This is a genomic window from Acididesulfobacillus acetoxydans (assembly GCF_902729405.1).
Taxonomy (GTDB): Bacteria; Bacillota; Desulfitobacteriia; order Desulfitobacteriales; family Desulfitobacteriaceae; genus Acididesulfobacillus; species Acididesulfobacillus acetoxydans.
The window spans coordinates 2,197,775-2,219,086 of the sequence record NZ_LR746496.1 but is presented as its reverse complement, the minus strand read 5'-3'; the positions used below and the strand labels follow the sequence as shown (position 1 = coordinate 2,219,086).

Below are 21,312 nucleotides of genomic sequence, written 5' to 3'. Positions count from 1 at the left end.
GAATGGTTCAGTGAATACTTACAGTAATAATATACTCGATGTTTTTTAATAATAATTTACTCATTTAAGCCCTCCTTAGTGCCAAAAAAACAAAAATCATTTAAAGGCGCGAAATTTTGATATCTTGCCATAATAAACCAATGATCCCTTCCTGATACCCTGCCCTTTTCAAACGCAGCATTTCTCTTTTTACCGGCAGCAGGTCGGGGGCTTGAACCCCGCCGAGCTTGCGTAAACGCAGTTCGGAAAGGGGATCACCGGGCTCTGAAGACAAATAGTCCTCCAGGTCAAAGCGCCAGGGGCAGACATGGTCGCCGTAACGGTGGAGGAGAGCCTCGGCCATTGATAAACCCTCGGGATCGAAGTCTCCCGAGTAATAAATGCGCACTCCCCGTGTCACCAGCTTGTCTAAAAGGAGGAGTGCCGCGAGTTTAAATTGCCCGTGCGTACAGACAAGTGGCGGGTAGGGCACGCCTGTCTTATCTGCCTCATCCAGCAAGCTGGAGAACACCGCGGGATTTTCGACGACAAAAACGCTCCCCGTCCTTTCGTCAACTGAAAGCACACCCCGAGCCGAACGCGCAGAATGGACATCTTCCTCTGCATCCAAGCTCGGCGCGGCCGGATAAACCTCCGTCACTTTCACCATTTCTCTCAATGGTACATTGAGAACGGACCTTTCGCGAACGGCAGCGGACCAGACGCCGAAATCACGTCCGCTGCTGTCTCTTGCCTGCAGGCCGGCACAGCTGGCAAAATTCCAGAGATCGTCGCGCAAAAGACCAAACTGATAATAGAGTTCTGTCAAGATTTCCCCACCGCTGAGAGTGTTGGAAATCCGGTCGGTCGACCGACCCGCATATGCGGCGCTTTCCCTGGTTCTCAAGAAGGTTAACGCGTTAATGAAGAATTTCCCCGTCTCAGAGCCTGGATCAAAAGCATGAGGATTCTTGGCAACCCGGCGGGCAAAGACAGGAAGACGCTCGTAACCCCGGAGACACTCATCGCCTGGATGCCCGTGACCTTGGCAATACTCATCGCCCGGATAGCCAAAACCCGAGGGGCACCCAGCGTCTGGATGCCCAGAACCCCTGCCGCACTCATCCAACTCGCTCAAGGCCTGCAGAACCACGCGCAAACCCGGCAATAAGGCGGCGGCATCTTTTTCGTAAGCCAGTTGGACGCTGCGCGTCCCTTCCTGCCCAGACTCGAGCGCTTGCAGCCAAGCCAGACAGCTCTTGCTTTTGAACTCCTGCGCCAACTCGGCAAAAAAATCCCGTCTGTCCCTTTCCCTGGCGGCCATAGCTTCGGCATGAGTGAGAATCGGGCCATAAATCCCCTCCATAACGGAAATAAAGTCAACTCCGGCAAACTTTGTCTCCTCCAAGGCCCGGGTGAAGTCGGACAAACGGATGACAGCCTGGGCCCGGCGCCGAAAATCCCGACGAAAGAAACTCGACAAAGCCTCCTGCTCTTCCGCGCTGAGCGCGGTCAGTCTCACGCTTCCGGCCAGGCGTCCCAGCCCTTGATATTTCTTTAGAATGCCATCCAGCAGACGTCTGAATCCGCTCTGGCGAAAATACTCAATCGCCTGACTATTCCCCGGCCTCTGAGGCGCCGCCTTCTCCCTGTCATTATAAGCCGCAGCCATGGCATACACCCCTAAAGAATTATGCTTCCCCGGTCACCAGGTGACGGACTTTGCCGTCCCATAGGTAACGAATCAGGGTGACAAAAGAGGCATTTTTGGGGCGCACCAATTCCACGACCGAGAGCCGGGAAACGGTATCGTAATCTCCCCAAAGAGCCTGCGAATTCATGATATAGTCGAAGCCAAGCTTCTCCACCAGGTCAAACATATCCCGCACGTTATTTTCATCCACCCCCGCAAAAGCTTCATCCAAGGAGATTAGGCGGGGAGCGTCGGGCCGGGCGTCCGAATAGCGGGAGTAGGCTGCGGAGAAAAGAGGAATATACATAGCCATCGCTTTCTCCCCGCCGCTGAAAGTATAAAAAGCTCGATCCGTCAATTCTTTCCAAATGCCGGCATCTTTGCGGTACAAAAGGGAAAACGCAAACCACTTGCGGTAATCAAGCATTTCTTTGATGACTTGATGCAGGCTTTCACCAAATCCCTTTTGCTCCAGGGCTTCTTTCGCCCGCTCGATCTTCTGCCGGAAATGGGTCGTAATCCGGTTCATGTCGTCTTCTTTCAACAGGCGTGGGTCCGCCTTCAATAGATCCACCAGGTCCTTCGTATCCAGTTCGTCCTCATGCTCAGCCGTGCGAGCTTTCCAACGGATTCCCAGTTTCAGCCCGCTGGAAGTGTCCCGCTCTCCCATCAGGCTGTTCATAACCTCCACCCAGTGCTCCGCCCGCTCGATGCGGGCCCGGATGATGCGCCCCACGCTGTTCATAATGATCTCTTCATAGAGTTCGCGGTCCCTTTCACTGAGAATCTGCTCCTGTAGAGAGATTTCCTGGGCCATACGTGCCAGCACGTAGTACGGGCTGACCTTTTTGCCGTCATATTCCAGTACCAACTGTGTGCGGTGGGCCTTGTTTCTGAGGTCCTCCCAGCGGCTGAGCCAAAGGCTGTCCTGGTCGCTCTCTGCGAACCTGGGAACCAAGGAATCCGGCAACTCCCCCACGCTCTGTTGTGCCAGCCGGTATTCCATCAGACCGCCCATTTCCTGAAAGACTGCCTGCTGCAAGCGCCCATGTAAAGTTTCCCGGTCAAGGTTTGAGCCGGCTTTTTCCGCGCGGACCCGGCTGAGTACCCTGCTCGCCCGTTTGAGCAACAGGGATATTTCATCCGGAATCTCATCCGGAACCACGCCGGGAACCTCGCCCGAGACTTGGTCCCGAACTCCAACCGGTACTCCGACTTCGTCCCCAACTTCGGTTTCATCAAGAGGAACACGCCCGCGGATTTCATCCGGCTCCTTCTCACGGAGTCCATCCGAGACTTTCCCACGGACTCCCTCTTGTCTCGGCTGAAAGGCCTGCTGCAATATTTCTTCCTCTTTGAATACCCCTGCCCACGCTTGGGCCAAAAGTTGGGCTTTTTGCCCATCCTTTTCCAGTCGTTCGATCCTGGCCAGGCGCAATGACTGTTCACTTTTGAGCGCATGGTAACTCTCGCGGTTAGCTTCCAGGATAGAAGGCAACTCATGCAGACGCTTGATCACTTCGGCAACACGGGCACGGATCTCCTCCGCCCCCAAGTCCTGCAAGCGTCTTGCCACGGCGGCGAGTTCCTTGTTCATGAGACTCGCCTTGCCGTCCAAAGAGTAGATCTCTCCTTTGAGCTCATCGACTTCGAAAGACACATCATCCAAATTCTCCCGGTACAGTTGCAAAGCCGAGCGGTCGCTTAGCACCTGCTGATATCCTAATTCAATCTGCCGCAGCAGTTCGCGGTAAGCTTTAAAGTCCAGGTGCGCGCTCTCGTAGGCCTCTTGGCGCAAAGGAAGCGTAATCAGCCGCGTCTGTTCGCGCAAGACGGCTTTGGCGGTTTCCCAAGCCGTAAGCGCTTCTTTCAAACGCAGGTCCTTTTTGGCAACCTCCTTTTCGCTCTGTCGTACGTCCCGCCGGGCAACGTCTAATCGATCATAAGCTTGCCGCAGCCCTCGTTCCGCCGGAAAGCCCCGATACTCTTCTTCCACTTGCCGCAGCCGCTGTTCCAGGTACTCCTTTTCCGCCAGCAGACCCGCCTTCTCCTCCCCCAGACGAGCCAGTTCTCTCTCCAGCCGCTCTATTTCCTGCCGGCGGTAACGCGAGCGCGCTTCTTTACCGATGTAGATCGAACCCTCTCTCGCCGGCGCCTGCCCCTCCACAAGCCCTATACGGTAACCGCCCCGGAGGGAGACGCCGGTTTCCCCCGGGGTTTCCGGAGTGTCCCCGACAAAGACGGAACGGAGCACTTCATCGATCGCCTCCGCCCCAACTCCCTGGCCTTCAACCGGTGTTGGGTAAAGGTAATCCGCCAGGGTGTGGGCTAATACCTGAGGCACGGGGCGCAGAATGCGATCATTTTCCGGGAAAGCACCCTGCCCCTCCGCTCCGCCTTGCGACAGAGCCCCTGCCACGCTCAGCGCAGCGGAAGGTACAATCAGAGCATCCAAAATCCCGGCTTCTGTCAGGGCGGCTTCCAGTCGTTCACGCGTTTCCGGTGTCACTTGTTCTCGGAATTCCACTCCGGCATAGAAAGGAACAAAAGGCACCTTTTCTTTGGCCAGGAGACGGCGGGCCTCCTCCGTCGCCGGGTGACGCGGGGGTTCAGGCTCTTTTTTCCGGCGCCAGCCCTCCAGTTCGGCACTGACCCCGGCAATTTCCTCCCCCTTTTGCTCCAAAGCGTGTTTTTGCCGCACGAGTTCCGTTCCCAAACTTTGCCGGATTGCTTCCTTTGCCTCGGCCACCGGCTCTTTCAGGCTTTCCCAACCGCTCTCTTCCGGGCAGTGCCAGATACGCCCGGCCACCGTCTGCATAATCACATCTTGAAGCTTTAGTTCCTGATTGCCCTCTTGCCAAGCAAAAAACGCGTTCAGCCAGTTCTTGCGTTCCTCGGTCAACCCTTCCGCACACTTTTGCTCTGCATGCCGGGTATTGTCCCAGACCAGGCGCGCCTCGCCCAGCTCCCGGTCCGCCTCCGCATGCTTCTCTTTCGCTCTGCCCTCCGAGCGAAATGCCTCTAAAGCCGCTTCGATCTTGTCGGCATAATCCTTCGCTTCTTTATGCCAGAGAGCAAAAGAAAAGCTCCCTTGCGCAGCGCGGAATTCCGAAGCGGCCACTTCGTGGTTAAGAAAAGCGGTTGCCTCACCCAAGTCGTCCATCTCATCCAGGTTCTTACCCAGCGCAGCCTCCGCTTTGTCCAGCTTTCCTTCCGTCCCTTGGATACTCTCTTGAAGTTCGTGCTCTTTTTTCTGCTTAGCTTCCAGTTGATGTGTTTTCTTATCGGTTTCGGCTTGAACTTCCCGCAGCTTCGCCTCAAGCTCCGTTTTTTCTTCCTCTGCTTTGAAGACGTCGTGCTTTTTGAGGGCCTCTTCCTCCCGTTCCAGTACCTCTTTTTCCTCTTTGAGTTCCCGTTCTTCCCGGGCTATCCGGCTAAGATCCGCTTCCCCTTGAGCGTGGGCGTTTTGCTCCTCTGCCAGCTTGCGTACGGATTCCCCCTGCCAGCGGCCGGCTTGAACCAGTCCCTGCGCTTTCTCCCAGCGAACTTTCTGATTGTATGCGGTGTAGACTTTCCCCAAACGCCCGACTGCGCTCTCTTCCCGCACCAACTGATCGAGCTGGCTCTTCGTCTGGTCCATATTCTCGATTGTCTCGGATAGGGGGCGCAATTCTTCGTCGGCAAGCGCCGGCAAAGACTCATTGAGAATCTCATAAATGACTGTGGGACGAAAATCCTTGGAAAGTTTCGGGCTGCGCACTTGAATGAGGAGTTTCATGAGGTCGTTAAACTCCTCCAAGGATTTAAAACCGAAGAGGTAGCGATTGACTAAGCTCATGTATTCTTCCTGAGTGCGCACCACTTTACCACCCTCGCCCAGGCGGTTCTCCAGTTCCTTCCGGCCAATTGGAATTTTCTCCTGCCCCCCGGCCGCATTGGCCTCTGTTTTATAGAGCAACAGATCACGTCCGATCCTGCGGTTATCCCAAAGGACAAATCCCCAAAAATCGAGACGTGTCTGGCGTTTCGCTTTCAGTCCCATCCCTATCGTCAGATACTGGTTCTTGCCCCGCTTAAACTCCAAGTAGAGATAGCCTGTCCGCTCGTCAAGATCCAAAACCTCATGCTCGCCCAGAAGATAATCCTCCATCCGACGAGCGCGGGAGCCAAAAGGATCCAAGCGGTCCGGGCTTTTGCGCCCGTCCAGCAAGACCGGAATCAGGCTTTGCATAGTGACGGACTTTCCGGAACCATTGGAACCGCGGAGGAGAAGTTTACCCCCGGAAAACTCGAAGACATCCTCATCATAATACCAAAAATTAAACAGTCCCGCCCGGTTGGCATGCCAACGCTCAGTCAACAGACTCACCTCCGCTCCCTCTTGCCATCTCTTCTGCCCTGAAATCCTCCGGATATTCCCCTTCCAAACGGAGAAGAGCCGGGCGGAGGCGGATGCGCCCGGTCTCTTTTTCACGCTCAGCCATTTTCCAGTCTCTCATCGTGGTTAAAAGCTCGCGGGCGATCTCTTGAATCAACCCTTCCCGGTACTTTTTGCTCCAGCCCGCGCTGTAGCGCGTTTTGAGTGCTCTGACTTCTTGCTCGAATTCGAAAGGCGTAAGTACGGGGCATCCTTCCGCATCGCGGGCAAAGCTCAAATCATCCCAGCGCCGGCGCAACTCGCCGGACCACTGTAAGATTAGATCTGTAATCCCTTTTTGATCCGGGAACAAAGTGAGTGCATGATCATACTCCGGAGCCACCACCATGGCCGTATGCCGGTAAAGTTCGAGCTGCCGGCCGGTGTGGAATTCAATGTCCTCCAGCAAGCGACGGCGGAAGTTGCGCAAATAAAGAAAATCCCCTTCCTCCATCTCTTCGCGGTACATCGCCGGAGAGAGGAGCAACTGGCGGTAGACGCGATTGCGGCGTCGGGAACTCCCGCTTTCATCGTCGCCTTCCTCCAGGTCTGCCGCCAGGAGTTCTTCTTTGGACTGAAACCGGAAAAGATCCTTGGGATAGGAACGCATAAAGTAGCGCGCCATCACGGTTGCTTCATAGAGCACTTCGGATTCTTCGCTCTGGTTGAAAGCCCCTGTTTCTCCGTCCACCACCCTCAGCAGGCCCTGACTGTCCATAAACTGCAATACACGCACCAGGGACTTGCGTTGCTCATAGTGGCGCCAGTCCAAGCCCGGTTCTCCCTCCGACACCGGAAAGAGTGCCACCAGTTCCGAGCAAAGATCACTGAGCAAGAACTGTTCATCTACGCTTTTATTTTCCAGATAAGCCAGGACACAGGCCAAAATGGCATAATCCAACGGCCGCTGGAAGGTTTCAATCCCCATCCAGGCCTCCGGCCGAGCCGGGATCTTTTCCAGTTTGGCAAAATGGCGGTGGACAATCAAATGATAGCCCAGCTTGTCCAGTACGTATTGCCGCAAAGTTTTTTCCCGGTCACGGATGAGTTGGTAGGTTTCCGGGTCTTCTTCCCGAATGATCCAAAAGTTCTCCAGCAATGCCTTTAAACCGACCCGAGCCGTCTCATCGAACTCCCTGTCGCTCATCTGGCCGCCTCCAGTGCGCTTTCAAACTCTAACACGTAGTCCGGCATCTCCAGGCTACCGTCGTCCGCTTGCAGGCGAATCCGGCGTGAACTGGCCAGGTGCAACCGAAAAACCTCCCCGGCATCGGTCTTCCCCTTGTGTTCGGGATTGGCCATGCATTTCGTAATCCAATACAGGATCGCTTTGCGCACGGCGGGGTTGACCACCGGCAAATCCCTGATCACAATGCGTTCCTGGCTCATCAGGCTGCGCAGCAGACGATCTTCAGCTTCTTTTTCTTTAAGATAGGCCTCGCAAGCCGCCTTCTTTTCCCGCATGCGATTTTGCACGGCCGAAGCCTTCGTCCTTTCATGGTAACTGCGAATTTTAGGTCGGATGGTCAAGTGCACGGGAGCCACATCCCAAACCTCTTGCTCAAAGCTCTCCGTCTCTTTGGGCCTGGTCACCAACAGCTGCCGGGTATGAAAAACACCAAAAACACAAGCGGAGAGTTCGTGGGCCTCCTCCAGATGTTTAAGACCCGCAAACCAGTGCGCTAAATGCAAATAGTCCGTCCGGCGACTGCGAATATGGTGATGATTTTCCCCCAGACGCTGGGCGAAACGGGTGAGCCGGCGGACCGCGTCATTCGTGGCATTCTGAAGATAGAGCAGATCGCTTTCGCGCGTAGCATCCCCCGTAAACCATACCTTAAGACTTTCCCATTCCGCCAAAAATCTCTCCTTCAATACTGCCGGCTCAGGGGTAAGATCCAACCGGGGAATGGAAAGCTCGTAGTTCGTTAGACGCTCAGCCAGTTCTAAACCAAAAGAAGGCGGGGTATCCTTCAGAATTCCTTCAATGCGAAAAGCCGTGCGCTGCAGGCTTTGCATGAAATTACGCAAATACTCGGTTATGGCTTCCTTATAAACCAAGAAAGCCTCGGTCATCATCTTCTCTTCTACTTTTTCACTCTGAAGATGGGCAAGATAATCCGTCGCGTTTTCCGTAAGCTTGCGAAAGTCCTGATACAGATCCTGCCAAGCGAGGTGGATATCCTCGTCACTTTCCGCAAAAATAGTATAGCCTGAGGCCCGTTCCGCCTGCCCGCTCAAGCGTATCAGCCCCTGCAAGAGGCGGTCGAAGAGGGTGCGTTCCAAAGAACCGCCGAAGCCCTCACCCAGGTTTTCCAGCCCGGTAACCATACGCTCTATTTCAATAGTGTAGGGCGTCAGCTGATAACGGTACTGCCTTTTTTTGAACTCTTCAATCGTTCCGACACGGCCTGTCTCCTGGCGGGGAATCAGGTTCTGCCAAGCCACGAGTTGATTAAGATCCTGCTGCAGCATCTCCTCGCTGTAATCGTCAAAATAAGGGCTCGTTTTCAGGTGGGAATAAATCGTTTCCAGAAGCAGGTAATGCTGCAACCTTTCATGCTGGCGATAACAATAGCGCAAAATCGAGCGATAACGCCAAGCGTTCCCGACTGTCAAATAAGTCGCTTCCTGTATGGGTTTAAGTACCCGCTCGTCCATCCGACCCGTCGTCCTTTCAAGTTCCAAACTGCTTCCCCGGCGCCGCCACAAGCACTCGCCTGTCTCTTGCCGCCATTATACCTTTTTTGACGATTTCTGTCACTTCTGTGCACCCGACAACTTGCCCAGACGAAGCATTCGCTCTGAATCTCCCAATGCCTCAAGCCAGGACCAAGCGGCTAAGCCTCTTGGTCATTCTTACAGAAGCAGCAAAGGCCTCCCGTCCTTAATTTGACAGGAAATTCGCGGATTCTTGTCGAAAAACGTGAAGGTTGAATTATTTTTCAGAGGTCGTGTTTTGTGCCGCTCGCAACCGGAAAAGCTGCGCAAACTCCTAGAAAACAAGGGATCTACCCCTTGCCGGGTGTTCTGAACGGAGAGCCATGCGCCTCCCGTAATCATCAATATCATTCAAGCAATCTGCGCGGCTAATAGGAAGGTCATTAATTCTGCCGATTCTTTGACTTGAAAAAAAAGTCTGGCTCGATCCTGCAGGCATCGTTTCACTCCTTACCCGTCCTTTAACGTCTTTTCTAATCCTTGCGCAGCAGCGCTTGAACTTCTTGTATTATCATACCCTGTCTTTTATACCCTGCCAAGCACTTGCCATCAGCTCCCTTACCCCGCCAATTTTCTTGAATCCATTATATTCCGCTCCGCAAAAACGAAAAACGACCACAAGATTACTCTCATGACCGACCGTTTTTCCTAATCCATGGTTATAACCATAACGAAACATCCCGTTGACTACAAAAAAGATCCATGATACACTAAAGTTTGAGACCGCAAATGACCACATTTGCATTAATCCTACTATAGCTTATCACATGATGTTTCTTTTGTCAATACCTTCAGTACTTTAGCAGAGAAAAAAGAGTGAACATCGGGAGGGTATGCGAACATGATGGATGATTTTATGTTAATTCCCATTCCCATCATGAACAAACTGGCTATCAATGAGGTTATAAAGTGCAACGAAGTGACGTCACGTTATGGACTCATTCTTTCCGAAAGCGAGGCGCGGGAGCTCATTCAAACGCGCGCCGGGGCCTTGAGCAACCAGGGGCGCATCGAATTCGCCGGGGGCATTATCAATAAGCTGATTATGAACTTTTGTGACTCGCCTTTCCTGTCCCCATTCAACTATGTCAGTACATTAAGCGATTTGATCGAAACTTTTTACTACTTCAAGAACGAGACATTGGACGAAATAGGTGATGACGAGTTAATCACGTTTATGAAGAAGCATTTTGACGAAAATTGCCAAGGTTCGCTTGAACTTCTGCAAAACCGGGACTTAGAAGCTCTGGCCCGGAATATCCGCTATGGCCTGGACGCTTATCAAGAGATCGATGACATTCATGAAGACTTCAGGAAATTCTTCAGAGAGGCAAATTTTGATGAGTAAGCTGGACGGAGAAGAAGGTCAATAGCGGGTTTGCGCGCAGAAACCTTTAGCCGCCAAGTTCGGTAAAGAAAGACCCGGATGGACAAATGCCATAGAAGTGGGTTTTGAAGGTCATTTGGGGAGAGGAGAATCTCGATGAATATTTTGAGCCGGCGAAATTTAATACAAAGGAAAGATTTAAGCGAAGCTTCCTTTTTGCCATCCCTTTTGCAGGAAAGTCATCGTCTCGGCTTGTTGAGCGCTTCGCAATTTGAAAAGATTCAGTTGCAAAGCCTCCAACTCTTGTCTAAACAAACGGAGCGCTACACGGGTGGGGAAAGCAGTTCCGTCAAAGTGGAAACGGCACAGGGTCTCATGTCCTCGATCTTTTATTCTATCGGAATTTATTTAAAGAGTCTGCCGGATCCCGACCTGGCTATCGAGGCGTTGCAAGAAAAAACTCTGGCGGATCTCTACCGCAGCGGCAAGCAAATGGCGCGGGAACAGTTGAACCGGGCCCGGGAACTGCTCAGTGCCATTCAAAATGATGGTTTTGTCACGGATCATGTTGCTTATAATGACACGGTTCAAGAGGGCTTACCGGGTTTTTTCTCGGCCTACGACCTGGATTTCGCCGCCCACGATACCCCCGGATCCATTGATTATCCCTTGAGCCATGATCCTATGGATTTGGTTGGCGTCGAGTATATCCACAGTTACGTGCAAAAGCTCTTCCGGGAAAATCAGTTTTGCCTTCTCTTTCCCCCTCAGGAGATCCTGCGTTTATTGAACGGCTACAGCGAACATTATCAAGACCTGCTGGTGAATATTTTCGGGCTGGTATTAACCAATGCCATAGGTTCCCTATTGGCCCGCAAAAGTCCTTTTTCCCTGAAGCTGGAGCCGTCAGATAGCCTGTATTTGCGGCAAAAACTCAGCAGTCATCAAACCAAAGCCCCACTGGATGACTTGTTGCACGAGGCGGCACGCGAGCTCTGCCAACAGCTGAAAATTTCCGACCGCTTCCTGCAAGAGCACATAGCGACGACGGCCGCGGGCTTGTCGCCGCGAATCCGGCTTGCTCTGGAAACCCGGCAGTTGGCATCCGTCTTTATTCCTTTCCGGGAAGCCCCCGTCCAAAATCTCGTCCAATTTGAAGACGGTGTGAAATTGAGCGATGACGCATTTCGCGGTATTCTGGATGAGATCAGGGAATGCAGAGACCTGTCCGCTAAAATCACTATCATCCAAAATGAACTTCACAGCCTCGTTGATTTAGTGGATCTTCTCGAAGGGTATTGCATCTTTGACGAGGAATTTGCCGGGATTTTTCAGACACTTGGGGATATGGAACTTGCCCTCCTCGCAAGAAAACTCCCCACATACGACACAGATACAGACCTGCACATCACGGAAAACGCCAAGGAATGGCAAAGGAGGCTGAGAGGTTTTTTAGCCGACATGAATCTGTCTCGCAGAGAGCGGATTAGGGAGTTGGCCGGAAACATTGACTTGGGCAACCGTAAAGATCAATAGGTGTTTTGAAATATACTACTCATATTCACTCCTCCCTCCTCCCTCCTCCTTTCTCCCTTCTCCTCTAAATTGACAAGTATAAGTAGAGTCCCCTGAAAAACTGCTAATTCGAAGAAATTTCGGCCAAAGATATCCAACCCAACCCGCATGAATAAAGGGTTTACCAGCGGAGGCGTTGGCTGGATGTTATAAAATGCGGACTTTTTCAGGGGAATCTAAGTATCAGACAATAGACAATGTGCCAGAACGATTAATCGTCCTGGCACATTGTTACCAACGACATTGAAGATAATTACCTGTTGAACATCACTACAATATTAATTTGCATATCCTGCCTACAATAACCAGCCGTAGTCCTGGCGGGTATCTACAACTGCGTCTGCATACACGGTGCTTTCCTTGATCTGATAAACCAGCAAATACCTCTTTTCCAGCAAGAGCTTCCGGTATTTTTCTGCCGGAATCAGCGGGGCGCAAATTGTCTTTTCTCCCTGCTCAGGCCTTGGTGATACAATAATGCTGAATGGCGTCATTGTAATAGGCCGCCAGTCCGGGGGCAAACTTTTCGTAATGAGCCGTAAAGCGCGCATCCGCAACATACATGTTTCCCAGGCCGCTAAACATATCCAACGGGCAAGGATAAAAGGTGTCATGGATGAACTTATGCGCTTTTTCCACGACCACTTGCACCCTGAGATCGTCATAAGGGACTCCGGCGGTGTATAAGTCGCGTAATTCTTTAAGATTTGTCATTTGAATCTTGTTGATCCGTTCCCAATCTTCTTTCGTGTAGTTGGCGGTTCGTTCTTTGGATATCCTGTAGGCCTCGGTCTGCCCCCAGCGTTCTTGTACTTCCGGTTCGTAGCGCTTTTGTTCCTCCACCATTTTGTCGTAGTCAAAGCCGTTAAACAGATCTGTGTTGGTCATTTTCAGTCCTCCTTCTAAATTAAACAATGTGTCTTTGGCAAGCTGTGCTAGTTTCAGATACCTGTCGCCTCTTTTTTTCAGAAAGTCAGCCTGTCTTCTTAAGGCTTCTTTCCGGTCAAAATCCGGGTCGTTCAATATTTCCCCAATCTTGGCCAGGGGAAAGTCCAGTTCCCGGAAAAAGAGCACCTGCTGAAGTCGCTCAACGTCTTCATCCGAATAGAGCCTGTACCCGGCCTCTGTTCGCCCCGACGGTGTCAGAAGCCCGATTTTGTCGTAAAACCTGAGGGTTCTCAGGGTGACACCGGCGAATTGTGCGATCTTGTTGATGGTGTAGGTCACGTGCTCACCTCCTTCACGACTCATCATAAACCATGACCAAACGTAAAGGTCAATAAGTGGCTTGAAATAAATTGCATTAATTAACCCTTAATTTGTGTTGATTGAACGAGTTCACTATCTCTTTGTATGTGTTATCCCCCGCATCAATTTTCGGTCCGCCTTCGCCATGAAGCAGCATTGCAAGATGTGTTTAGAGAAGAACTGGTGTGCATGGGAACATGTCTTAGCGTAAAGTGTTAGGGGAAAAAGGTGTCACTCACAGTGTAGAGGGACCCTTGAAACTGAGAAATGTCGGTTCATGTAATTTCCGAAAATTGTGCTGGTGATTTATGGCATAAACAAAACCCGCCATTTAATAGCGGGCGGGGCACAAGTTATAGGGCTTTGAGGACGTATGAAGTTTTGTGTAAATGGTTAAAACTACCAATAAGGAGTTGATCATTTATGCAAGATGTTAAAGACCGGTTAGCCCGTGAAGTCGCCAAGGACTGTAAGACCGTCGAAGACGTCCACAACACGCTCAAAGACCTCTTCAGACGCACCCTGCAGGAGATTCTGGAAACCGAGATGAGCGACCATCTTGGTTATGAAAAACACAGTGTTGAGGGCAACAATTCAGGCAACAGTCGCAATGGATATTCGAGAAAGACCATTCAAACACGTATGGGTGAAACAGAACTGGCGATTCCCCGGGATCGCAACGGCGAGTTTGAACCACACATCATCAAGAAGTACGAGAAAAACGCCAGTGAACTCGAACAACAGATTATCGCGATGTATGCCAAAGGCATGTCGACCCGGGATATTGAAGCCCATATGCGCGATATCTACGGCATTGATGTCTCAGCCGAGTTGGTCAGTAAAATCACGGACAAGGTCATGCCACTCGTCACAGAATGGCAATGCAGACCCCTTGAGCGTATCTATCCCATCGTCTTTCTGGACGCGATTCACTTCAAGGTTCGCAAAGATAATCGGATTGTCACCAAAGCCGCTTACTCTGTTTTGGGCCTGGATGTACAAGGCCGTAAAGATATTCTCGGAATCTGGATTGGCGAAAGTGAAACTGCCAGCTTCTGGCTCAGTGTCTGCAACGACTTAAAGAATCGGGGCGTAGAAGACATCCTAATTGCCAGCAAAGACGGGCTGACAGGCTTCTCAGAGGCCATAAACAGCGTTTTTCCCCGAACATCGATTCAACTGTGCGTGATTCATCAGATTCGCAACTCCATGAAGTATATTTCCTTCAAAGATCGAAAGCCGGTGATGGCTGACTTAAAACAGGTTTACCAAGCGGCGACTTTGGATGAAGCCGAATTTGCTTTCGAAATGTTCAAAGAAAAATGGGGTAAGAAATTTCCATTGGTAATTCGTTCCTGGGAAAACAACTGGCTGGAGCTCACCACTTACTTTGCTTTCCCCCGAGAAATCCGCCGGCTGATTTATACAACCAATACAGTGGAAGCCTATCACCGACAACTGCGGAAAATCACGAAAACGAAAACGGCTTTTCCCACGGATGATGCCCTACGAAAAATCGTTTACCTGGCAACCATGGAAATCACGAAGAAATGGACTATGCCCGTTCAAAATTGGGCAGAATGTATCTCACAGTTTGCGATACAATATGGGGACCGGCTCAGCGGTGCCCTCTAGTCAGGGGCTTCGCCCCTGGAGTTTATCGCCTTGGTTCTGCCCGTGAGGAAATGGAGTTGGAAAGGGAAACCTCGAACAGACAGTTCCCATTTCCTCCGGCAGAAACCAGCTGGGCGCTCAGGTTGCTCTCCAGCAGAGCCCTGCCCTCCCAGATTGGCAAGAGCCAGCTATATTCTAACCCAAAAATCGTTTGAGCAAAGATTCCATTTACACAAAATAATTTACATTCCCAGGGCTTTTTGATGCTTTCTTTTGCTTTAGTTCCAGCAAGCGTTTTTTTACAACCTCGGCTCGCTTGTTAGTATTTTCTATCAATTCCCGTAACATCTCGTCAAAATCCATACCTTCTTGACAAATGGTATAAAGATCGATGAAATCTTTCCGCTCACCGCGTCCGGCAATGGCCTTAAGCTTCATGGCAACAATGGCATCGATAGAAGCAACCCTTACTCCGTTCCACAAATCATACGAATCACAAAGTTCCCCATTGCACAACTCGCTCGATCAGCCATTTTTTATGTTCAATAGGATCGATATCTTCTACGTGAATATCCCAAAAGAGACCTTGATTTTGGATAGGGATCACTTTAACGCTCTCCAGTCTAAAGTAGTCTGTCTAACATTATTATACCACAAATTGGGGATTACAGGCTGCTCCTGTCAAATTACACGGGCAACAATCGTAATCGTTGCGAGCCTATGCCACTGCAAAAGTGATCATCCTGCCAATGTCCGGCATGACGGCAAGGATAGCGCGTTCAAGGCTCTGTTTGTGGCGGGACTCCACCCAGTCTTTTTGAAAAAGGTTTGGGCAATATAGGCAAAGTCCGCCCTCCAAATACACCGGACGCAAAGGGGCTATCCAAGTTTCAAAGGCTGACTGCGAAAGTTCTTGACGCATCATTTCGAGCACGCGCGACCACTCAGGCACAGAAGGCGTGTCTTCACTGACTCCGGGCTCGCCAATATTTGTTAAGCCCTCAGCTTGACGGAACGAACGACTCGCGTTTCCCCGTTGTATGGGTTGCCCGACATTTGTTAGGCTCAGAGCCGGCTCAAGCTCCCGCTCATGCTCATACTCATGCTCGTTCGCGTGGTTAGCCATGGGAATCGGCTCCCCTTTCCAGTTCTTCAAGGCTTTACGCACCGACCGGGCCATCTCTGCCGCAAACTGTGCCCCCGTTTTCCGGGCGTACATCCATTGACCGTAGTTCGCTGCCCCATAGGGGTTAGCCGGGGAAAAAGCTGCGGCCCGACCGGCCAACATCTCGTCAAGTTCTTCGGGATTTAACCGTTGATACTGTTCGGTAAAGGCAATGTATTTCCGCTCAAAACGCGGCCGGGGAGCCGGACGCTCTCCCTCGGGATAATACCCGAAACAGAGCATCGCGAGAGGGAAGACCCAAGCGGGGAGGTTCAGTAGTTCCCGATGTCTTTCATAGTTTTCCATGATGTCTCCGATGTAGCAGGAACCGATTCCCCGGCTTTCGGCCGCGATCGCCGCATTCTGAGCAGCAATCAGCGCATCGGAACAAGCCAGCAAGAGATCTGCTTCATCCGGGCCGCGGAATTCCAGACCATGCTCCAGGCAGTAGGCGTCGACCCCGGAATTCCTATAATAGTCAAACCACCGTTGATAATCCGCTAAGAAGACAACGACTAAGGGGGCCTTGGCGATGAAAGGTTGGTGATCACAAGTTTCGCTTAACACTTGCTTTTTCACAGGGTCCGTAATCAAAATCATGGAATAGAGCATCATGTTTCCGGCGGTGGGGGCCCTCATGGCTCCTTCCACAATCCAGTCCACGTCTTCCGGCTTCAGTGGACAGTCGGCAAAACGCCTCAGTGAAATACGCCCCCTGAGCCATTTCTCGCTTGGTTGTGCATCATTTTCTTTCATGCTAACCTCCATTCCGCCGCTACCGCTGGCGGCAAAACTTCTCTCTTGTTTAAATCCAACTGACCGTACAGGCCTAGGACATCTTCTAAATCCTCCGGCAAGGCCTGTCTAATCCGCAGCCCCCCTTTTTCTGGTTGAGAACCCCCGGCCTCAACTGTATCTATGGAACAAGCCGGAGCAAAAGAAATAACCCCCTCGGTTTGCGCTTCAGTCGGTACAGGCAAGTCTCATCCCTCCTCTCTTGTCTCTCTCGTCAACTCCGATCTATAGGCATGGCGAAACATGTGTCGAAAACGCCGATATGCATCCAATTCCTCGGCTGTAACGGGCGCGATAATTCTTGGACGAATCCCGGGAATGGTAACTGTCATCCTGGATATCGACAACCAGTTTTTTATACTGTCCCTCATTCATCCCAGTCTTCATTGTCGGGGTATTGTTCGGGAGCCGCACCGCGCTCGGCAACAAGGCGGGGTTTCAAGGGCAAAGGTTTAGCGGGATCAATCCCCTCCACCTTCAGTTTAAACTCCCATTCATCGCCATAATCGAAAAGGTAAAGAAAACTCTGGCCCGGCTCCAGGGCTAACTCCCCCAGTGTGACTTGATCAGCATGAGGGCCACTCTCATCCAGTGGAGACGAATAACTTGCATGCGACCATTTTTTGTTATCCATGAAAAAACTGTACAGGTGATCATCATCAAAATCGAAGACCTGTTGAATGGCCTGATGCAAATCCTCAAGGGTATGATGAGCCGCCAGTTCGATTTTCCGCCAAACTCCCTTACGCCAAGATACTTTGATGAGGTAGGTGCCTTCTTGAAATTTCTTGGTCCTACGAACCAGTGTGCGTCTGACCTTTAACATGCAAATTTCTCCTTTTTGTCAAAAGTAGGATGGAGGATATTCGCTCACTCCGCCGCTGGATCACTGCGCTCATAAAGCTTTCACGAACCGCCTCCACAAAGGGACTAAGCATCCCCTAAATTCTAATTCTCCGGCAATCAGGCGAATCCTTCCCCAGCCGACCATTTATCTAACCGTCCAAAAAATTATTTAAAAAGGGGATCTAAATGGGATGAAAGCCTTCCCGAAAAACTCTTACTCACTTTAGGGCTTAGGCTATGGCTATCATGGGCTGGTTTCTCAAACTCTGAGGTTTAATTTAGGTTTAGTCCTGTTTACAGGAAGGATTAATCTTTTACGGTTATGCTTTCCTTGGGGTTAGGAATTAACCCACAAAAAATTCAGGAGGTAAATCAACGTGAAAAAGTCTTTCATCGTCGCCACAGGAACTCTGGCCTTGGCCGGTGCTTTGGCCGGTCTTGGCACTTTCGGCAGCATGGCTTTTGCCGCCACGCCCACCCCTGTTTCGACACCCACCGCAGTGGTTAGCCCGTCTACTCCTGTAACGACAACTCCCACCTCAGTGGCCAAATCCGACACCGAGAAACCCTCGGCGGAAAGCAAAACCCCGGAAACAGACAAAGTCAATTACCAATATAAGGAACAGGGAAATCATCAGGGGAACAATGGGGCTCCCGAGAAAGCGAGAACATCTCCCGTTGAGAAGAAATCCAGTGAAGCCTCTCCTTCCGGTCCCGATACAGATACCCTGCAAGTCCAAGTTCAGCAATAAGAAGGTGTAAGACATAAAGGACGCCTACCCAAGGGAGTGGGCTTCCTTCCCTAGGACGGAGCCCCTTCTCGACCCAAACAGAAGGCGGCACATCAACTCTTCGGAATGATGTGCCGCCTTAGCTGACCTTGAAAATGCCGAAGATCCGCTTGACCCGGCCAGGTCGGTAGGTTGGTTAGGTTGGTAGTTGGTTAGGTCAAGATGTCTTGGTATAATGATACGGGAGTGGTATGATATACAGGAATGACTTGGCATGGGATCTTTGCTTGCTCCTAGGATAAAAGTCTTTGCTTACTTCCGTTCAATACATCATTATATTTTTTTGAGAAAGGTCGAGAGATTTGAAAACCTCATCGCCTCTAAACCGGGTTGAAGATTATAACAAAAATCGTGCCCCTTATGAAGAGAAATTCCCCTCTGGCTTTAATACAATTATTGCGTCCCTGGCAGTGGGCTAAAAACCTCTTTGTCTTTTTAGGGTTTCTATTTTCCCAGGATTGGGGTAACTCTTCTTTACTTTTACGTGTTGTGGAGCTGGCCGTGGCCTTTTCCCTGACTTCCAGTTCCGTATACATTTTAACCTTGATTCCCGGCAAAAATTATACCTACAGGACTTTTGATTTCATTTAGCCAATTTAGTTGGAAAATAGCCTGCTTTCAAGCTTGTTTGTTGCAGAATCTCTTGAAGTTTATTGTTTTTCCCTTGTATTCCCCCTCGCTTGTAGGTATAATAATTTATACCTACAAGCGAGGGGAGGGGTTACCGTGACTTCCATCATTAGGCAAAAGGTTGGGGATAAGATTTATCTTTACGAGTCAGTTTCTTTTCGCAATGCCGACGGCAAGCCGAGAAACAAACGTGTCCCTATCGGCAAAATTAATCCCATAACCGGAAATCCGGTGTATAAGCCTGAATACCTGGCCCGTATGGCTGAACAGGGAACTCCCATTGAAATACCAGCAACCAACATGACCTTTTCTATTGAGGAGATCCAGCGTTCATCCATCAAGGATTATGGAGCCTTTTATCTCTTTCAGAGCATTGCGCAAAGCATTGGATTGCTCAGGGCTCTGGAGAGAGCCTTACCGAATTACTGGCAAGAGGTATTCAATCTGGCCTGTTACCTTATTTCCTCCGGAGATCCGTTTCTTTATTGTGAGGATTGGATTAACAGTACCGAATGCCTTCCGGTCGGCAGCATGTCGTCGCAACGCATCAGTGAATTGTTGGCGGCCATAAGCCCAGACTCAAGAGAGGCTTTTTATCAGGAATGGTGCCAGTGCCGGAGTGAACAGGAATACCTTGCCCTCGACATCACCTCTGTCTCCTCCTATTCTAACTTGATTGAAGACGTTGAATGGGGATACAACCGGGACAAGGAAGCGCTTCCCCAAATCAACCTTTGCATGCTGATGGGGGAAAAATCAGGGCTTCCTATCTATCAGACCGCGTACAGCGGCAGCCTCAAGGATGTCTCAACGTTGAAAACTACCTTGTCCAAAATGAATGCCTTATCGAAAGGTAAACCCACCCTGATTGTGATGGACAAGGGTTTCTTCAGTACCAAAAATGTAAACGCCATGTTGAATGATGCGGCCAAACTACGCTTCGTCATCTCGGTTCCCTTCACCTCCGGCTTTGCGAAAAAGCAGGTGGAAAGCGAACGCAAAGATATTGACAGCCTTCAGAACACAATGGTTTTAGGGGAAGATTCTGTTCGCGGGGTCACCAAACTTAGAGCGTGGAACAAAGACCATAAGATTTATACGCATGTTTACTATAACGCCATGAAGGCGATGAAGCTTCGCGAGAACCTTTATGCGCATGTCGCACTTCTGAAAGAACGGGCAGAGGCCCATCCTGCAGCTCACCTGCAGGAAGAAGAATATAGCAAATACCTTCTCATCCGCAACTCGGAGAAATCTCCCTCAGGCTATACCGTCAGCATTAAAGAGGAGGCCATCAGACAGGAGCTGGAGACAGCCGGTTGGATGATCCTCATAACGAATGATGTGGCCAACGCTAAAGCAGCTCTCCGAATATACCGGGAAAAAGATGTTGTGGAAAAGGGCTTCCTTCGCTTAAAAAATAGTCTAGACCTTGGAAGATTAAGGGTACATAAGGACGGTATTATGCAGAACAAGATCTTCATTGGTTTTATCGCACTCATACTTGCCGCACATATCCACAAGGTCATGCTGGAAAAGGATCTTTACAAAAAGATGACCATGAAGAAATTGCTCATCACCTTATCTAAATTACGCATCCAAGTAGTAAATGGAACACGAATCCTGTTCCCGCTTACTAAAAATCAAAGCACTATCTACAAAGCGTTTAATGTTAAAGAACCCGTGTAGGTATAATTATCGACGGGATTTTAGGATTTTAAATGATTGGTTTGACCGGCATAAAGACCGGTTGCATCCCAAGAAAAGAAACAGGCCTTTAGCCGCAGGCCTCGTATCTCCCTGGCTGGCCATCGTCTTGACAACCGTCCTTTGTTTTGCCGGCTTAACGATGGGCTATTTTATTTCTCTGAGTGCCCTGCTCCTTCTAATCCTCTATTTTGTGCAAAACATCGCTTACTCCAAGTATCTGAAAAACGTTGTGATCCTAGATGTCTTTCTGTTGGCGAGCGGATTCATGCTGCGCATTCTGGCGGGTACCTTAGGGGTTGGCATAGAACCCTCACATTGGTTGCTGCTCTGCGGCTTAATGCTCACCCTATTTATCGGCTTTGGCAAACGAAAGGCTGAGTTGAAAGAATTAGCGGATCGGGCCTCAAGTCACCGGGCTGTTTTGGAAAGTTACAGCGAGAGCTTGTTGGAACAGATGATGGGAATTACGGCTGGGGGTGTTATCATTACCTACAGCCTGTATACGGTCAATTTTGCTACCGTGAAGTTGCATGGTACAGATGCGCTCATTTATACGGTGCCCTTGGTCATCTATGGCGTCTTTCGCTTTCTCTATATTATCAAAAACAGCAGTGAAGGCTGTGACCCTACCAAACTGATACTCAAAGATTGGCACCTTGTGACAGTGTGTATACTATGGCTTCTCAGTGTTATTTTTATTTTGGAACCATCGCTATTTCAATCATAAATATTTCCCTCATAAATGCTTCCATCATAGATATTTCAATCATAAACATCTTAACACTTTAATCATCGAAGTCA

The 21,312-nt window shown here is 50.3% G+C and carries 17 protein-coding genes; 6 read left to right on the top strand and 11 right to left on the bottom strand.

Going from position 1 to position 21,312, the window contains the following annotated elements; all coding sequences use genetic code 11:
• Window positions 1–100: 100 nt before the first annotated feature.
• Genes MNU25_RS09815 through MNU25_RS09800 form a run of 4 tightly spaced genes read right to left on the bottom strand, consistent with a single transcriptional unit; the run spans window position 101 to window position 8,750 of the window.
• A complete protein-coding gene (locus MNU25_RS09815) occupies window positions 101–1,651 on the bottom strand; it encodes a TIGR02679 domain-containing protein (RefSeq protein ID WP_240984898.1) in 1,551 nt (516 codons plus the stop codon).
• 19 nt (window positions 1,652–1,670) lie between these two features.
• On the bottom strand, window positions 1,671–6,041 hold the full coding sequence (locus tag MNU25_RS09810; RefSeq protein ID WP_240984897.1) for a TIGR02680 family protein: 4,371 nt from the start codon (window positions 6,039–6,041) through the stop codon (window positions 1,671–1,673).
• Entirely contained in the window at window positions 6,025–7,236 is a 1,212-nt protein-coding gene (locus MNU25_RS09805; protein ID WP_240984896.1) for a TIGR02678 family protein, read from the bottom strand. Before MNU25_RS09805 ends, MNU25_RS09810 begins: the two co-directional genes overlap by 17 nt.
• The gene (locus tag MNU25_RS09800; RefSeq protein WP_240984895.1) at window positions 7,233–8,750 is read right to left on the bottom strand and encodes a TIGR02677 family protein; all 1,518 of its coding nucleotides are present in this window, start codon (window positions 8,748–8,750) and stop codon (window positions 7,233–7,235) included. The genes MNU25_RS09805 and MNU25_RS09800 overlap by 4 nt, the downstream gene beginning before the upstream one ends.
• 901 nt (window positions 8,751–9,651) lie before the next feature.
• Between MNU25_RS09800 and MNU25_RS09795 the strand changes: the two genes are divergently transcribed.
• Window positions 9,652–10,158, top strand: a complete 507-nt coding sequence (locus MNU25_RS09795) for a DUF6323 family protein (protein WP_372503562.1) — start codon at window positions 9,652–9,654, stop codon at window positions 10,156–10,158.
• A 135-nt stretch (window positions 10,159–10,293) separates the two neighbouring features.
• Complete coding sequence (locus tag MNU25_RS09790; RefSeq protein ID WP_240984894.1) at window positions 10,294–11,673, top strand: DUF6179 domain-containing protein; 1,380 nt, start codon at window positions 10,294–10,296, stop codon at window positions 11,671–11,673.
• Between the two features lie 495 nt (window positions 11,674–12,168).
• Here the strand turns inward: MNU25_RS09790 and MNU25_RS09780 are convergent, their stop codons facing one another.
• On the bottom strand, window positions 12,169–12,939 hold the full coding sequence (locus tag MNU25_RS09780; RefSeq protein WP_240984893.1) for a MerR family transcriptional regulator: 771 nt from the start codon (window positions 12,937–12,939) through the stop codon (window positions 12,169–12,171).
• A gap of 444 nt (window positions 12,940–13,383) precedes the next feature.
• On the opposite strand from MNU25_RS09780, the gene MNU25_RS09775 reads away from it, so the two are divergent.
• Window positions 13,384–14,595: an IS256 family transposase gene (locus MNU25_RS09775; protein WP_240984366.1), complete on the top strand. Its 1,212-nt coding sequence runs from the start codon at window positions 13,384–13,386 to the stop codon at window positions 14,593–14,595.
• Between the two features lie 207 nt (window positions 14,596–14,802).
• Here MNU25_RS09775 and MNU25_RS09770 read toward each other — a convergent pair whose 3' ends face one another.
• The 6 genes from MNU25_RS09770 to MNU25_RS09755 form a co-directional block, all read right to left on the bottom strand.
• Window positions 14,803–15,057 carry a nucleotidyl transferase AbiEii/AbiGii toxin family protein gene (locus MNU25_RS09770; RefSeq protein ID WP_240984892.1) on the bottom strand — a complete coding sequence of 85 codons (255 nt, stop codon included), beginning with the start codon at window positions 15,055–15,057 and terminating at the stop codon, window positions 14,803–14,805.
• 10 nt (window positions 15,058–15,067) lie between these two features.
• Window positions 15,068–15,181, bottom strand: a complete 114-nt coding sequence (locus tag MNU25_RS20500; RefSeq protein WP_372503588.1) for a DUF6922 domain-containing protein — start codon at window positions 15,179–15,181, stop codon at window positions 15,068–15,070.
• A gap of 111 nt (window positions 15,182–15,292) precedes the next feature.
• Window positions 15,293–16,495, bottom strand: coding sequence for a nitroreductase family protein (locus MNU25_RS09765; protein WP_240984891.1), 1,203 nt, complete (start codon window positions 16,493–16,495; stop codon window positions 15,293–15,295).
• Complete coding sequence (locus MNU25_RS09760; protein WP_240984890.1) at window positions 16,492–16,719, bottom strand: hypothetical protein; 228 nt, start codon at window positions 16,717–16,719, stop codon at window positions 16,492–16,494. The genes MNU25_RS09765 and MNU25_RS09760 overlap by 4 nt, the downstream gene beginning before the upstream one ends.
• A gap of 3 nt (window positions 16,720–16,722) precedes the next feature.
• Window positions 16,723–16,866, bottom strand: coding sequence for a ribonuclease toxin HepT-like protein (locus MNU25_RS20305; RefSeq protein ID WP_338077748.1), 144 nt, complete (start codon window positions 16,864–16,866; stop codon window positions 16,723–16,725).
• A gap of 35 nt (window positions 16,867–16,901) precedes the next feature.
• Window positions 16,902–17,360 carry a plasmid pRiA4b ORF-3 family protein gene (locus tag MNU25_RS09755; protein WP_240984889.1) on the bottom strand — a complete coding sequence of 153 codons (459 nt, stop codon included), beginning with the start codon at window positions 17,358–17,360 and terminating at the stop codon, window positions 16,902–16,904.
• 397 nt (window positions 17,361–17,757) lie between these two features.
• On the opposite strand from MNU25_RS09755, the gene MNU25_RS09750 reads away from it, so the two are divergent.
• From MNU25_RS09750 to MNU25_RS09740, 3 genes are all read left to right on the top strand, one after another.
• Window positions 17,758–18,132 carry a hypothetical protein gene (locus tag MNU25_RS09750; protein WP_240984888.1) on the top strand — a complete coding sequence of 125 codons (375 nt, stop codon included), beginning with the start codon at window positions 17,758–17,760 and terminating at the stop codon, window positions 18,130–18,132.
• Window positions 18,133–18,771: 639 nt separating this feature from the next.
• Window positions 18,772–20,490, top strand: coding sequence for an IS1634 family transposase (locus MNU25_RS09745; RefSeq protein WP_240984471.1), 1,719 nt, complete (start codon window positions 18,772–18,774; stop codon window positions 20,488–20,490).
• Window positions 20,411–21,238: a decaprenyl-phosphate phosphoribosyltransferase gene (locus MNU25_RS09740; RefSeq protein ID WP_306425096.1), complete on the top strand. Its 828-nt coding sequence runs from the start codon at window positions 20,411–20,413 to the stop codon at window positions 21,236–21,238. The genes MNU25_RS09745 and MNU25_RS09740 overlap by 80 nt, the downstream gene beginning before the upstream one ends.
• Window positions 21,239–21,312 lie beyond the last annotated feature (74 nt).